Below are 15,001 nucleotides of genomic sequence, written 5' to 3' on the forward strand. Positions count from 1 at the left end.
GGCGTGCAATTATAGCCTGGATGCAGCACCAAAAAGCCCAGGTTAAGACATTCATATTCTCGAAATCCCGGGTTACGGCGACGCCTTCACCCAGGCCACATTTTTAATAGATAAATGAATGGATTAAGATTGATTTGACTCCTTCCACAATTTCTCTACGATTTTTGGGTTTGCCAAAGTGGATATATCCCCCAATTCATCAAGACTCTCTATTTCCTTTCCCGCAATCTTACGTAAGATACGACGCATGATTTTGCCTGAGCGGGTTTTGGGTAAATCACTCACCACATGAATGACATCAGGCTTGGCTATAGGGCTTATTTCTTTATTGACCTGCTGGATTAATTCCGTCTGTAATTTGGCATCAGCCACATAATCCTGTTTTAAAATAACATAGGCGTAAATACCTTGGCCTTTAAGCTCATGGGGAATACCGACTACAGCTGCTTCAGCAACAGCAGGATGGCTCACCAGTGCACTTTCGATTTCTGCAGTACCTAAGCGATGTCCTGAGACATTAATCACATCATCCACGCGTCCGGTAATCCAATAATCACCATCTTCATCTCGTTTTGCACCATCTCCCGTAATGTAATAACCATGGTGTAAATAGGTCATGCAGTACCGTTGGTGATCACCGGCAATCGTTCTTGCCATAGAAGGCCAGGGGTATTTTATTGCTAAAAATCCTTCGCCGGCGCCTATGATTTCGTGACCATGTTCATTGAGTAGTACAGGAACGATGCCTGGGATGGGTTGGCGCGCTGAGCCAGGCTTTTGGATGGCATCATCCGCTCTGGGGCTAATCATTACGGCGCCAGTTTCGGTTTGCCACCAGGTATCTACTATAGGGCATCTGTTTTGGCCTACTTTTTGATAATACCACTGCCATGCTTCGGGATTAATAGGCTCGCCAACGGATCCAAGTAATCGTAAGGAGCGTCGGGAGCTCGAGTTTAACCATTCATCGCCAGCACGCATTAAAGCACGTATGGCGGTGGGTGCCGTATAAAATACATTGACTTGATGCTTATCCACGATTTGCCAGTCCCTAGAGGAATCGGGCCAAGTAGGAATTCCCTCATAAATTAGAGTGGTTATTCCATTACAAAGCGGACCATATACCACATAACTATGCCCTGTAACCCAGCCTATATCCGCAGTGCACCAAAACACTTCATCTTCTTGACAATTAAAGATTAATTGATGGGTGTAAGCAGTTTGTACTAAATAACCTCCTGTGGTATGCACTACTCCTTTCGGTTGGCCGGTACTTCCAGAGGTATATAATATGAATAGGGGATCTTCTGCATCCATAGGTTCTGGATCACACTGCGCGCTTACTTTTGTCTTGAGCTCATGCCACCAATGATCTTTATTTTTATCAAAAGGAACGGCATCCTCGCTGGTTTTGATTAGGAGTCTTTGCAAAGGAAGATCATTACATGCTTCATCAACCTGCTCCTTAAGACTAACTAATTTACCACCACGATTAAAATGATTTGCCGTGATCAAACAAGTGCATTCAGAAGCAATGACGCGTTGTCTTAACGCGTGGGCAGAAAAACCAGCAAATATGACGGTATGCACGGCGCCAATACGTGTACAAGCGAGCATGGCAATTGCTGCTTCAGGAATCATGGGTAAGTAAATCGCTACTTTGTCTCCCTTTTTTACTTGTAGCTGTTTGAGCACATTACTCATGCGACATACTTCTGCATGTAATTCAGCAAAACTCAGGATTTTATGTTGGCTGGGATCATCGCCTTCCCAAATAATTGCTGGCTGGTTTGCTTTATGGGGTAAATGGCGATCGAGACAATTCATGCTGACATTCAATTTTCCACCTTTGAACCAGGTGACATCCCCATGTTTGAAGCTGCCGGTGAGGACGGTATCCCAAGGTTGGAGCCAATCTACAGTTTGTTGGGCCACTTCGGACCAAAACTCGCATAGGGAATCTTCAGTTGGAGTTAATTTTGGATCGTGCAAATGAGCATGCATGTTATACCTCTTCACCTTGAGAAATCATTTTAATAATTGCAGAAAAATCAGAATCGCCTAGGCCTTGGTCGATAAAATGTTGATAAATGGTGGTTGCTTTTGCACCTAAAGGAGTACTCACATTAACTGATCGAGCTGAATCCTGGCTGAGCAATAAATCTTTAAGCATCATTGCTGCTGCAAATCCGGGTTTGTAATCATTATTGGCAGGTACGTTTTCCAAAACTCCTGGAACTGGTGCATATTTGCTCATTGCCCAGCATTGTCCTGAAGCATTAGTGACTACTTCAAAAAGTTTTTGCGGTGACAGTTGCAGGTGTTCTGCGAGAGTAAATGCCTCTGAAATCGCAATCATCGAGATCCCAAGGATCATGTTATTACATATTTTCGCTGCTTGTCCGCTGCCTGCAGTACCTGTATGAATGATTTTCTGTCCCATGGTTGCCAAAATAGGCTGAGCGGCATGGAATGCATTTTCTTCACCACCCACCATGAAGGTTAAGGTGGCTGCTCCGGCTCCAGCTACTCCGCCAGATACAGGAGCATCAACGACTTGAAGTTGGTGTTGTTTGGCTAAGTGATGCAGTTCACGCGCACTGTTGACATCAATGGTGGAGCAATCAATAAACAAAGCTCCTTTTTTTGCTGCATGGAACAATCCATTATTGCCATGACAAACATTTAATACTTGCTGGCCGTTTTGCAGCATCGTAATTAATATATCTTGTTCTCTTACGACTTCAAGGGTGTTTTGCGCGATTAGGCCACCTGCCTGGGAAAAATGATGCAAGGCGCTTTGTTGCACATCATAACCGGTCACTTGATGTCCTGCTTTAACGAGATTGATGGCCATGGGTAAGCCCATATGACCAAGTCCCACAAATCCTATTTTTGCCATTGCGTTCTCCATGTGCTGTAAAATGTAGCCTGGGTGAAAGCGAAGCCCTAACCCGGGGCTTTTCTATCAAAGCGTTCCGGGTTCTGTGTCGTTTTATTCAGGCCACATGAAATTATTTCTCTTGTTTTAATCATGCGTTGGCATAATAAAAGCACTTTCATTGATTTCAGTAACAGGCCATTTACTGGTGATGGTTTTGCGTCGGGTATAGAAATGGATGCTTTCCTGTCCGTGCATATTACTGTCGCCAAAAGAAGAATGTTTCCAACCACCAAACGGATGATTGGCAACAGGAACAGGGATAGGAATGTTAATCCCAACCATGCCCACTTGGACGCGTTGGCTGTATTCGCGAGCACTAAATCCATCCCGTGTGAAGATGGCGGTGCCATTACCGTACTGGTTTCTATTCACCAGGGCGAGTGCCTCCTCAAAATGATTGACACGAACAATCACCAAAACAGGACCAAAAATCTCATTTTGATAAATGGACATGTTTTCATCCACATGATCGAAAAGACAGGGGCCCATGAAGAACCCTTGTGGGTGTTCAGGATGCTTAAATGCTCTGCCATCAATAATGAGTTTGGCTCCCTCGCTTATTCCTTTATCTACGGCTGCCAATACTTTTTCTCGATGCACTCCACTAATTAATGGTCCCATATCCGTGTTGGGAGCATCCCCAGCATTGATGCGAGTCGCTTTAATTTGTGGTGTCATTTTGTCAATTAACGCATCCGCCGTATGTTCGCCTACCGTAACAACGACGGAGATGGCCATACAACGTTCACCTGCAGAACCATAAGCTGCGCCAACAATCGCAGCAGCTGCTTGATCGAGGTCGGCATCAGGCATGACCACGCAATGGTTTTTAGCCCCCCCAAATGTATGAGCACGTTTTCCATGCGATGTTGCTGCAGTATAGATATGTTGGGCAACAGGTGTAGAGGCTACCGCAGTAAACGCAGCAATGTCGGGATGGGCGAGCAAATGGTCTACAGTTGCTTTATCACCATGTAAACAATTGGCCACACCGGCTGGTAACCCGGCTTCACTTAATAATTCCAGCAAGCGGACAGAGGCAGAAGGGTCTTGTTCAGAGGGTTTTAATATGAATGTATTGCCACAAGCGATAGCAGGAATCATCATCCATACAGGAACCATTACAGGGAAATTAAAAGGGGAAACACCGGCACACACCCCTAATGGTTGTCTTAATGTGTGGCAATCAATGCCATGGGTCACATCGGCTGAAAAATCACCTTGCAGGTGATTGGCTATCCCACAATGTAATTCGACTACTTCGATAGCACGTGCTACGGAACCTTTGGCATCATCCAAAGTTTTGCCATGTTCACGAGTAATGATCCGTGCCAGGTCCAATTGATTTTTTTCTAATAATTCTCTGAACTTAAAAAGGATGCGCGCTCTTTTTATGGCGGGAGTCTGGGCCCATTGGATTCCTGCTTCTTTGGCGGTAGCAACTGTTTTGTCACACAGTGCTGTAGACGCGAAATGAACTTGACCAATCACTTCTCCCAAAGCAGGATTGTAGATAGAGTGACTTGTGGCGTTCGTTTCGTTGATAAATTGACCACCAATATAATGTTGTACAATGTAGCCCATTAGCAAACTCCTTTTTATTATTTTTATCAAATTAAGTGATTATTGTAATTGTTTCATGGAATTATTTATACAATAATAACGAAGAGATTAGGACTAAAAATGACCTCTATTTGAATCGCACTGTTGAATATTTTTGAATCGAGGCAAGTAGTTAAGGAAATTAATCGATGGGAAAAGGAATTATTATACGTGTACCTCATGGTACCGAATTATCATCAGAATTACTCAATTCATTACAGAAACGCTTTCCTGGTTATGTTTTAGAAACTTACCATCAGAAACCTGATTATAATCGGAGTTTCGGACGTCGGGTCAATAGCCTTAACAATGCGTTCAATTTTCTTCTTGACGCATACCCCTTACCTCCGCAGAGTAATTTTTTGGCCAAGGAAACGTTACGTGATTACGTAGAGGACTGTAAAACCTCGGCTTTAGATGCAAAAGGCTCAACAGATAAGTTACATAAAGAGTTAGAAAAATATACTGCCAAACTAATCGAAGTGATTGCTTTGGCTTGGGGTACCTCTAACGAAGAAGCGATTGAACTGCTCAATGAGGCGGAACAATATGAATTAATGCGGAATGGTCGCAATGATTTGGCCACTTTAATGCCTATGAAAGTGGGCGAGGATATCAGTTATATCCTTCAATTGGACGAATCACTGCCTCCTTACTACGATGAAATAATTAACGAACTAAAAGAGATAAAAGCCCAGAAATATCCGAAAACTCCATCCTGGCTAGCCAAGCTGCCTGAATATCAACAAGCCTATTTTTACCATCTGGATCGAGACATTAGCAGTCCTACGAAAGTGGTTCAGGATTTCACTGACTTTAAAATCAATTGGACATCAATAAAAAAGAAAGCCATCAGTTTAAAGAGGGATCTAGAACAAATTGCTAGTAATTTGTTGCCACTCCCCAAATGGTTTAATGAGTTGAGTCCGCATTTGCGAGAGATGATGCGGCTTTTGGCTGCTAATCCTGCTCAATTAGACAAAAATCTGGATCAGTTTAAAGATTTGATCACTGGAGAGAGTTTTAATAGCGAGAGTGCGGATACAGTGGGACAAATCTCCAGCCTTCCGCAATGGTACTGGGTATTGCCTCATCACCAACAGTTTTTTTTGCAACACGTACTACAAGGTTTTGATAAAATAGAAGATGCGGTTACTTTCTTATCCAGCCGTCATCGTACGCTGCCTTTGCCTGCAAATTATGCCGCTCATAGTTTATTGGGCATGAGTCATGATGGAAAAGTAATTCGCGAACTCTCAAAAAAACGTTACCGTTCCAGCCATATTGCCACACGCGATGGGTTGGAGTGGCCTGCAGCAGTACAACAACGCCATTCCGACTCGAATTTGGCTAAAGTGATGGAGCAGGTGAAACCTGATCAACCAGCATTATTACAAACGCTGATTAGTCCAATTCATGCTGTAGACTATGTACCGACCTGGATTACAGACTTTTTACCCACATTGCCTCCAGATTTGGCGTTGTATAAATTAGCACGGGCTGCGGTAGAGCGGCGAGAGAAGTATGCGCAAGAGCGGGGAGAAAAGCTTCAACCCATTCAACAAAATAATCATCCTTATAATTTAGCAAAAAGGATCTACTATACTCCGTCAAATGATCCTGACGGTTTGAATTTATTGGCTGTCGGGAAAAAATACGTTTCCACAACTCCTGGACTACAGACTTTACTGGATCAATATAAAAATGTTTTAGAGTCCAAACCAGGTTCCGCAACGGTTTTTGATTATGCTGGCAGAGAGTTGTTTTTGAGCTCTTTGGAGCAGTTAATTATTTTGACCATTGATGGACATCCTTATGGATCTTGTGTGAGTGGTAAGGATAGAAAAGCCATTGAACTCATCCATACGGATGCAATGCTCCTTTATAGAGAGCTTTATGGCTGCTGGCCCATATTCGATGAACCTGAAGCTAAAGATCGCATTCGTTTTGTTTCTCTGGTCGCTGATCTTTATATGAGCCGTCATCAACAGGAACATGCAGGACATAATGCTCCGGGCTCTGAAGGCATTAAAACTCCTGAATGGTATTTACCAGAAGATATTGCCACTGAAATTAAAAAGCGTCTCGATAGTGAGCGAGCGCTTAGAGATGATGACCGAGCTGCAACGGATAACGAAGTAAAAAATATTTTTGTGGGTGGTCATAAAAAAGTAAACGAATATTTATTACCTAAAAACACCCTAAAATGTCGTTTAGTGGCGCGACAATTAGGCAAAAAAAATTGTAATCGACTTTACGATGCGCTTCATCCTTTAATTAACGAAAAAAGTTTATTTACCCCAGAACCGGGTTCACGTTGGTCTACTTTGTTTTTTACGGATACGTCGCCAACAACTCCTGAGGGAATAGAACAAATTTCTGAACTCATGTTAAGTCCTACCTCTGGAAAAGATAATCTTGTACGGCTGGAAAAAATATTGCAAATCGTATTAGATAGGCCTATAGCAGATGAATCCCGTTCTGAGGCTACAAATTCTGTTTATGGACGTTTACGCTCACTTTTAAAGGCAAATGAAGAGCAACTCCCTTTTTCTGGATTGGTCGACCGGACCGTCGAAGAGTGGAGCAGCTTGTTTAATAAATCGAAACAATCACACCATAGTGAGGTACCTTTTCATCATTAACTAGAGCCCGGTGCATTTCGTTGGCCGGGCTGAGTCTCGATGTTAAAGTAAATGCTCCAGTCCGTAAATTAATGTAGATAATCCCAAGACTTTTTGGCAGGACAAAATAATCCCGGGCATAAAACAACGGCGATCAATACAGTCATCAGTAATGGTTAATGTTTCACCTACACTACCGAAAATGACTTGTTGACGGGCAATAACACCAGGAAGACGTAACGAATGGATACTGACGTCTCGATGGGTTCCACCACGAGCACCAGGGATCAATTCCTTGAGATTTAATTTATTTTTGGGATGTTTTCTTGCTGCAGCAATCATTTCAGCAGTTTTTAACGCAGTTCCCGATGGGGCATCAAGTTTTTGTTGATGATGCGCCTCAATAATTTCCACCTCGGGAAAGTACTCAGCAGCCTTAGCTGCAAAAAGCATCATCAAAACAGCACTTATAGAAAAATTAGGCACAATGATGCCCCCCAGACGACGACTTTCACATAATGCAGTTAATTCTTTAATTTGATCTGGAAGAAGTCCTGAGGTTCCAATAATTGGGTGTGCGCCATGTTTGATAATAGTAAGGCTATTTTGATACACGCAATCTGCACGAGTGAGATCAACCACAATTTGTGCTTTAGTCTCTTCAATTGCTTGCGCTAAATTATCTTGTTTGCCAAGTTGTGCAACTAATTCAAATTCCTTGTGATTCTCTAAAGTCTCACAAGCCAATGAGCCCATTTTACCATTGGCCCCATTCACAATAACACGCGTTAACATAGTTCTCCTCATAAAATGATTTATGATTTTTCTTTTGGGGGAGGATAGTGAGTTCGCAAAGCCCAAATGGTTGCAAAAGGCCATCCAATCACTGTTGCTTGTAAAGCTAGGGCAACAAAGGCACCTCCAGGATTATCATTCATAAGAAAAATGATCCATGGAAAGAATACAGCGAGGAAGAATATAAACATTTTTTGTATGAAGCTTACCATATAGTGCTCCCATAAGCTTTAATCGAAACGTTAAATCCGTCATTAAATAATCTTAGCAAAAGCAGTTGAAACGAGTTGTGCAAGCGAAGGATGCTCACTAGGGTTCCAACTGTTTTATCAAGGATTATGAATGTTATCACATCAATGCACAGACCAAAAAACGATGGCCATTGCAAAAAGACCTGTTTCATTATAGGACCATAATTACCTATTTTTCTACTAGTGCCGTTCATCGTTCTACTCATTGACCAAACTGAGTAACTATTCGCCTGACCTGCCTTATTTTCCTTTTTATGCACCGAAACTGAACATGATTAAGAATGCTTGCAAACAATCATTAAACATTGTACATTGTGCGCTCATTCTTAAGGCCAATCTGGAATGACATTTACTATCTAACAAGGGTACTCTAATGAGAAAACAGGAGCTGCACCCACGCACCGCTGTTATAAATAAAACTCAAAAAAATAAGTCTAAAAAAGCACGAACCGATGCATTGTTATGGCTCGCTGCTCATTTTCCTGAAGCATTCGATAATTCATTACGAATTCGTCCATTAAAAATAGGGATTATGGATGATATCTTGCTGCATGCAGATAACGCTGCAGAACAAGGTATTTCCAAAAGTAAATTAAGAGAGGCCGTGGTTTTATTCACCCGCCGTCTTGATTATTTGGCATGCCTAAAGTTGCGAGAAATGCGCATTGATTTGCACGGTAATGTTGTTGGTGAAGTCAGCGAAGAAGAAGCCGAGCACGCTGCAGTTAAGATTAAGAAGCGTGTTGAAAAAAGCGTACGAAATGCACGTAAAGTTCTGACGGAAAAAACACCAAATCAAGTCAGTTCATCGCAGCAAAATACAAGCTTCCAAGCGAAAACAGGTCAACCATCGTTACCTGCTGAAGACCACTTTCCTACTTATCCAGTGCGCTCCTCAACATACAATACCTTAAATGCACCAGCACAACCTGCTAGAGCTACGGCAGTGATGGTAAAAAATAAAACTACAAGACAATACGATCCCGATGTTGTCGCGCGTTTGAAAGAGAAATTAGGGCTCTCGAGAAGCCTTGAAGAGAAAAAGGAAGTCATAGAATAGTTCTTGCTGTAATTTGAGTGACGTGGCGCAATCTCATCATCCCGAACTTTGCAAGGGCTCTCTAAGTTGTAGCACAATGCCATACTCAGAGAACCCTCGTTGCATCCGAGATGACACAAAAGAACCTGGGTTAGGCTGCGCCTTACCCAGGCTAGAAGGCATCACTTCTTTTAGTCAAAATCACAAGTCATTAGAAAATCTGCTAACGTCTTTTTATCCGTTACTTCGATATTAAAACCGCCGCTATTTGTAGCCGGAACATACTCAGAGTTTCCTTGAACATTGATTGGATATATAGGCCATGGATACCAATCATAAGTAAATCCTTGTCCTGTCCATGGGTAATGAATGGGTTGACCCGAATCTTTACTTGGGGTCTTGCTGCAATAAGCGGAATAAAATTGATTTGTTAAGAACGAGCTGAGTGTCGTCCCATCATAGGGTGCGGGGGGCGGATTTTTGCAATTATGAGCGATTTCTAGCGCAGAAACAGGGCAGGAAAGGGTTTCAATGCTGCTGTTCACCGCACAGGGTCGAAACATATTGCCATCTTGTACCCCAGAAAGGTGCGGATTATTTCTTAATTTGAAAAAAGTAAATGCACGTTGTACGTCCGGGGAGTCTGGTGGTAATCCGAAAAACTCGTTAATACGAACGCCCGCATCTTCTAATGATAAATTAGAACGCTTAATTGAATAACATAAAGACTTTAAATTTTCTGCTGAACCCAGGAATAAGAAACCATAGTTGCCGTTACTGTAATTGGGTGAGGGAGGGACTGTTGGATCTGGATAGTTAAAAGTAGAATAGACTACGGCTGGATATTCATAATCTGGATTAGGGGTTTGTGCGCTGGAATAGGGAGGGAATGCCTCTAAAGGATAAAATTGTTGCAGCAGGCCAAAGTTTTTCAGTGCTGTAGGCATGACTGTCAGATTATAAATTGTCTGATAGGCTAGGTATTTATTATATCTCGGATCAGATAATCGTGCCGGATCGGATACCTTCCCGTCATGAATGCGTTCGCAATAATAGTTGAACTTGAGAAACGGCTCATCATAAGAGGCACATTTGATGCTGACTTTGCCACAGTAGGGATCATTAACCTGATCACTTGGCGGACTGTCGATTACAAAATTTCTAATCTTAAATTTAAAGGCCATGCGCTCTTTACCCGTTGGAATATAAGGATTGGAGAGGATATAAGTTGTTGCTGGATAAACATAGACATTAGGATTTGCTTGGTAATTGCAATTCGGATGTGCTTGGCTGTAATTTTGATATACCATTTGCACACGGGCTCGTAACTTGCGCTCTTCAGAAGAAAATTTATTGTCTTGCTGAACTTCTTCTATTTTTAAAACATCCCAATAGCCTTCTTCACAATAAGCACTACTGCATAAAAAATATGATGCGAGGAATAAAAATAATGATGTTATTTTCATAATTATCCTTAACAGATGAATCACGTCGATTAGGACTTACAAAATTCTTAAAGTAATCAATTTTTTCAGATCCTTGAAACGATTTGAGTGTCTTGGCATGTGCAGTTGCAGCAAATTTCAGCTCATAAGGAGACAATCTACCGCAAACAATAAGGCAGTTCGTGGTTGGTGTGTATTTTAAAACAGGATCTGGAAATAAATAGAAAGCACTTAAAACTAGTGAATTTGAGTTAAATAGCTCATAACAATTCCTTATGTTATTACTTGGGGTGGCTGTGGCGAATTAAAAACACTTTATGATACACGCCGCTAACGGAACAAACAAGGTTTCATTGTTGCATCAAAAAGTACCAATGACACACGAGTATCATCAGTACACCTGAATGAGCGGGTGATGGGAATCGAACCCACGCCATCAGCTTGGGAAGCTGAGGTTCTACCATTGAACTACACCCGCAAAATTTTATTTATTATAATCGCTAAACCCGAATAATCTCCATACTGTTTGTACCGCCTGCTGAACCAATTACTCGACCACGTGTTAATAATACAAAGTGTTCTTTCTCCAGATGGCCTGACTTGATTAACTCTGCAAGTACTTGTTGATTCAAGGTTTCAGAAGCGAATTGATGGTAATCCATAAACACCGGGAACACATTATGAACAAGACATAAGCGACCTATAGTTCTCTTATTCGCAGATACGGCAATAATAGGAACGGCGCTTTGTTGTCTTGATATCCATAATGCGGTATCACCTGATTCAGTCAAAGTAATAATGGCTTGGATAGGGAAATGATTCGCCGCATGCATTGTTGCCATCGCAATTGCTTGATCGGCACGTTGGTAATGATAGGTTTCCTCGTTACTATGATAGTAAAAATTCGCATGCTTCTCAGCACTGAGGCAGATTTTATTGACCATAGCGAGAACTTTTACGGGGAATTGACCACTGGCAGTTTCTGCAGACAACATCACCGCATCAGTTCCATCCAATATGGCATTGGCAACATCAGAAACTTCGGCACGAGTGGGTTGAGGATGGCTAATCATCGATTCCATCATTTGTGTTGCAGTGATGACCACTTTATCCAGTCTACGGGCCTCACCAATAATATGTTTTTGAATGGCAGGGACTTCTGCAGCACCTACTTCAACACCTAGATCACCTCGTGCAACCATGATTGCATCGGCTTCCTGAATAATTTCAGTGAGGAATTCCAGCGCCTCTGTCCGTTCGATTTTTGCGATAATCGGTATTTTTTTACCGAATTCAGTGATGAGGGCACGGGTATGGCGAATGTCTTCGGCATCTTTTACAAAGGACAAACTGATGTAATCTACCTCCGCTTCAATGGCTGTATGTAAATCACGTTTGTCTTTATCCGTCATGGTTCTGGCTGCCAGGCCACCGCCTTTTCTGTTTAATCCTTTAAGATCACTCAGAATACCCCCTTCAATGACGATACAGTGAATTTTAGAGCCAGAAATGGTTTTGACTTCTAATTCAATCAAGCCATCATTAAGCAATAAATGATCTCCTGGGGCAAGTTCCCGAGCTAGACTGGGATAAGCTACAGATACTTCATTATTATTACCTAACAGTTCTGGGGCATCGCAATCCAAAGTGAAGGCTTGACCTTCAATCAAAGAGATCGATTTATTTTGGAAACGGCCAATGCGAATTTTTGGCCCTTGCAAATCGGCCATGACTGCCACCGGGCAATTTAACTCTTCCGCAATTCCTCGAACCAGGGCAATAAGCTGCAATGCAGAGGTATCGGCATGGGAGAAGTTAATGCGTACCACGTCAACACCAGCGGTTAACATGGCACGGAGTGTGATTGGGTCGCTACTGGATGGTCCTAATGTGGCAACAATTTTAGTTTGTCTTAACATCTTGTGCACGCTCCTGCAAAATGGCAACAGCTGGCAAGGTCTTTCCTTCTAAACACTCAAGAAACGCCCCACCCCCTGTGGAAACATAAGAAATTTGCTGGTTTAAATCATAGAGATCGATTGCTGCAAGCGTATCGCCACCACCGGCAATTGAAAAGGCATCGCTTTCAGCAATAGCAATAGCTAAAGCGCGGGTTCCATAAGCAAACTGTGCAAATTCAAAAACTCCAACAGGACCATTCCAAATGATAGTTTTAGCTTGATTAATAATATCAACGTACTCACTCACGGTCATCGGACCAATATCGAGAATCATGTCGTCTGTAGCGACATTTTGCAGTGATTTATTATAGGCTGGGCAATGTTCACTAAAGGATTTGCCGACTACCACATCAGTTGGTAAGGGGATATGGCAGCCTTTCTCTTTAGCCAGTTGGAGAATTTCACGTGCTTCATCCAATAAATTCTGTTCATAAAGAGAAACACCAATTTCAAATCCCTGGGCTTTAAGGAATGTATTGGCAATTCCACCTCCAGGGATTAAATAATCAACGAGAGTGACTAATTGGCGTAACAAACTGAGTTTCGTGGAAACTTTGGCGCCACCAACAATTGCCACAATGGGTTTTTTGGGGGCGGCAAGTGCCTTGTTCAAAGCATCCAGTTCCCTTACTAATAAGGGGCCTGCCACTGCAATCGGTGCATATTGAGCGACACCGTAAGTCGAGGCTTGCGCTCGGTGCGCTGTTCCAAAAGCATCCATGACAAAAACATCACATAGATTGGCAAGTTTCCTTGCCAGCTGTTCTTCATTGTTTTTTTCGCCAACATTGAAGCGTACGTTTTCGCAAACGACTAATTCACCTGGTTTGACTTCCACTCCATTGAGGTAATCACTTACGAAACGAACAGGATAATCTAAATGGTCCTGCAAATATTCTGCAATGGGCGCCATCGAAAAACGTCGTTCGAATTTTCCTTCTTCAGGACGTCCCAAATGAGATAAGACGATAACTGCAGCACCAGCATCTAAAGCAGCTTTAAGCGTAGGAAGCGCTGCCTGTAATCGTTGGTCACTGGTAATAATCCCCTCTTTGATTGGAACATTCAGATCTTCACGAATCAGCACCCGCTTTCCTGACAGGTCTATATCGCGCATTTGTATCAGATTCATCAGTTATCTCCAAACTGGGGTTCTAGCAACTCATCATTTGCTGAGCTGTATCAAGCATACGATTAGAAAAGCCCCATTCATTGTCATACCAGGCTACAATTTTAACTAGGTTACCAAATACTTTAGTTTGAGTAGTGTCAAAAATAGCTGATGCAGGATTATGATTAAAATCACAGGAAACTAAAGGATCATCATTAATTTGTAAGATGCGACTTTTTGCTTGGCGTACAATATCGTTGACTTCTTTTGCAGTGGTTTCACGTTTTGCTGTAAAAGTTAAATCAATAACAGACACGTTAAGAACTGGAACACGCATTGCAAAACCATCCAGTTTCCCTGCTAATTCAGGTAATACCAATCCTACTGCTGCGGCGGCACCGGTTTTGGTTGGAATAATGGAGTGGGCTGCTGCACGAGCACGGCGAAGATCTTCATGGCTTCCATCTAAAAGCATTTGATCATTGGTGTAGGCATGCACGGTATTTAATAAACCTGCTTCAATGCCTAAAGCATCATTTAATGGTTTCACAACTGGAGCTAAACAATTTGTGGTGCATGAAGCATTGGAAACGATGAGATCAGAGGCTTTGAGTGTATGGTGGTTTACTCCATAAACTATGGTCGCATCCACATTTTTTCCTGGGGCAGAAATCAATACTTTTTTCGCACCAGCAGTAATATGTTGCATCGCTTTTTCGCGCTCGGTAAAAAAGCCAGTGCACTCTAAAACTAAATCAATATTCAACTGTTTCCACGGCAAATTCAGGGGATTGCGTTCGGCAATGATTTTAATCGCATGACCATCGATAACAAGCATGTCGCCTTCAACACTTACATCGGATGCGAAACGACCATGTGTTGTATCATAACGGGTCAGATGTGCTGTAGTATCAATCGCAGATAAATCATTGATTGCAACAATTTCAAATTCATTTTGTTTTTTTGATTCAAAAATTGCTCTTAAGATACAACGGCCAATGCGACCGTAGCCGTTAATCGCGACACGTATTGTCATATTACTTCTCTCCAATTTTAGTGGCGTCTGTTTACAATTTAGCAAATGGTAAGCAGACCCTTTATCTCAAGTTAAGTATCTAATTCGTAGCTTTACCGCCATGAAGCTCAGCAATTTCCCTCCCCATGGGGAGAAGGTGTCCTTAGGGCTGATGAGGGTTTTTAATTGCGGTTATGTGAACCCTCACTCAACC

General features: G+C 42.3%; 11 protein-coding genes and 1 tRNA gene. 2 read left to right on the top strand and 10 right to left on the bottom strand.

Annotation, left to right across the window (positions count from 1 at the left end; all coding sequences use genetic code 11):
• Positions 1–123: 123 nt before the first annotated feature.
• The 3 genes from acs to ACF8MK_RS05825 all read right to left on the bottom strand — a co-directional run bounded on the left by acs (position 124) and on the right by ACF8MK_RS05825 (position 4,528).
• Entirely contained in the window at positions 124–2,004 is a 1,881-nt protein-coding gene (acs, locus tag ACF8MK_RS05815) for an acetate--CoA ligase (protein ID WP_392538545.1), read from the bottom strand.
• Between the two features lies 1 nt (position 2,005).
• On the bottom strand, positions 2,006–2,902 hold the full coding sequence (mmsB, locus tag ACF8MK_RS05820; RefSeq protein WP_392538546.1) for a 3-hydroxyisobutyrate dehydrogenase: 897 nt from the start codon (positions 2,900–2,902) through the stop codon (positions 2,006–2,008).
• A 126-nt stretch (positions 2,903–3,028) separates the two neighbouring features.
• Positions 3,029–4,528 carry a CoA-acylating methylmalonate-semialdehyde dehydrogenase gene (locus ACF8MK_RS05825; protein ID WP_392538547.1) on the bottom strand — a complete coding sequence of 500 codons (1,500 nt, stop codon included), beginning with the start codon at positions 4,526–4,528 and terminating at the stop codon, positions 3,029–3,031.
• A gap of 167 nt (positions 4,529–4,695) precedes the next feature.
• Between ACF8MK_RS05825 and ACF8MK_RS05830 the strand changes: the two genes are divergently transcribed.
• Positions 4,696–7,191 (top strand): oxidoreductase, encoded by a 2,496-nt coding sequence (locus ACF8MK_RS05830; protein WP_392538548.1) that lies wholly within the window; start codon positions 4,696–4,698, stop codon positions 7,189–7,191.
• A 42-nt stretch (positions 7,192–7,233) separates the two neighbouring features.
• Here the strand turns inward: ACF8MK_RS05830 and dapB are convergent, their stop codons facing one another.
• Together dapB and ACF8MK_RS05840 are read right to left on the bottom strand one after the other, a co-directional pair.
• The gene (gene dapB / locus ACF8MK_RS05835) at positions 7,234–7,965 is read right to left on the bottom strand and encodes a 4-hydroxy-tetrahydrodipicolinate reductase (protein WP_392538549.1); all 732 of its coding nucleotides are present in this window, start codon (positions 7,963–7,965) and stop codon (positions 7,234–7,236) included.
• A 20-nt stretch (positions 7,966–7,985) separates the two neighbouring features.
• Entirely contained in the window at positions 7,986–8,177 is a 192-nt protein-coding gene (locus ACF8MK_RS05840) for a hypothetical protein (RefSeq protein ID WP_322783963.1), read from the bottom strand.
• Between the two features lie 412 nt (positions 8,178–8,589).
• Here ACF8MK_RS05840 and ACF8MK_RS05845 point away from each other — a divergent pair, with 412 nt between their 5' ends.
• Positions 8,590–9,276 (top strand): ProQ/FinO family protein, encoded by a 687-nt coding sequence (locus ACF8MK_RS05845; protein WP_392538550.1) that lies wholly within the window; start codon positions 8,590–8,592, stop codon positions 9,274–9,276.
• A 170-nt stretch (positions 9,277–9,446) separates the two neighbouring features.
• Here the strand turns inward: ACF8MK_RS05845 and ACF8MK_RS05850 are convergent, their stop codons facing one another.
• The 5 genes from ACF8MK_RS05850 to gap all read right to left on the bottom strand — a co-directional run bounded on the left by ACF8MK_RS05850 (position 9,447) and on the right by gap (position 14,808).
• Positions 9,447–10,721, bottom strand: a complete 1,275-nt coding sequence (locus tag ACF8MK_RS05850) for a hypothetical protein (protein WP_392538551.1) — start codon at positions 10,719–10,721, stop codon at positions 9,447–9,449.
• A gap of 386 nt (positions 10,722–11,107) precedes the next feature.
• Positions 11,108–11,178, bottom strand: a tRNA-Gly gene (locus ACF8MK_RS05855).
• Between the two features lie 22 nt (positions 11,179–11,200).
• The gene (gene pyk / locus ACF8MK_RS05860; RefSeq protein ID WP_392538552.1) at positions 11,201–12,619 is read right to left on the bottom strand and encodes a pyruvate kinase; all 1,419 of its coding nucleotides are present in this window, start codon (positions 12,617–12,619) and stop codon (positions 11,201–11,203) included.
• Positions 12,603–13,793 carry a phosphoglycerate kinase gene (locus ACF8MK_RS05865; RefSeq protein ID WP_392538553.1) on the bottom strand — a complete coding sequence of 397 codons (1,191 nt, stop codon included), beginning with the start codon at positions 13,791–13,793 and terminating at the stop codon, positions 12,603–12,605. Before ACF8MK_RS05865 ends, pyk begins: the two co-directional genes overlap by 17 nt.
• A gap of 22 nt (positions 13,794–13,815) precedes the next feature.
• Positions 13,816–14,808, bottom strand: coding sequence for a type I glyceraldehyde-3-phosphate dehydrogenase (gap, locus tag ACF8MK_RS05870; RefSeq protein WP_392538554.1), 993 nt, complete (start codon positions 14,806–14,808; stop codon positions 13,816–13,818).
• Between the last annotated feature and the right edge of the window lie 193 nt (positions 14,809–15,001).

The organism is Legionella sp. 227 (assembly GCF_043161935.1).
Taxonomy (GTDB): Bacteria; Pseudomonadota; Gammaproteobacteria; order Legionellales; family Legionellaceae; genus Legionella; species Legionella sheltonii.

Coding starts and splice junctions, on each gene's coding strand:
- acs (WP_392538545.1), bottom strand. CDS start 2,004: ATGCATGCTCATTTGCACGATCCAAAATTAACTCCAACTGAAGATTCC.
- ACF8MK_RS05845 (WP_392538550.1), top strand. CDS start 8,590: ATGAGAAAACAGGAGCTGCACCCACGCACCGCTGTTATAAATAAAACT.
- dapB (WP_392538549.1), bottom strand. CDS start 7,965: ATGTTAACGCGTGTTATTGTGAATGGGGCCAATGGTAAAATGGGCTCA.
- ACF8MK_RS05840 (WP_322783963.1), bottom strand. CDS start 8,177: ATGGTAAGCTTCATACAAAAAATGTTTATATTCTTCCTCGCTGTATTC.
- gap (WP_392538554.1), bottom strand. CDS start 14,808: ATGACAATACGTGTCGCGATTAACGGCTACGGTCGCATTGGCCGTTGT.
- pyk (WP_392538552.1), bottom strand. CDS start 12,619: ATGTTAAGACAAACTAAAATTGTTGCCACATTAGGACCATCCAGTAGC.
- ACF8MK_RS05865 (WP_392538553.1), bottom strand. CDS start 13,793: ATGAATCTGATACAAATGCGCGATATAGACCTGTCAGGAAAGCGGGTG.
- ACF8MK_RS05830 (WP_392538548.1), top strand. CDS start 4,696: ATGGGAAAAGGAATTATTATACGTGTACCTCATGGTACCGAATTATCA.
- mmsB (WP_392538546.1), bottom strand. CDS start 2,902: ATGGCAAAAATAGGATTTGTGGGACTTGGTCATATGGGCTTACCCATG.
- ACF8MK_RS05850 (WP_392538551.1), bottom strand. CDS start 10,721: ATGAAAATAACATCATTATTTTTATTCCTCGCATCATATTTTTTATGC.
- ACF8MK_RS05825 (WP_392538547.1), bottom strand. CDS start 4,528: ATGGGCTACATTGTACAACATTATATTGGTGGTCAATTTATCAACGAA.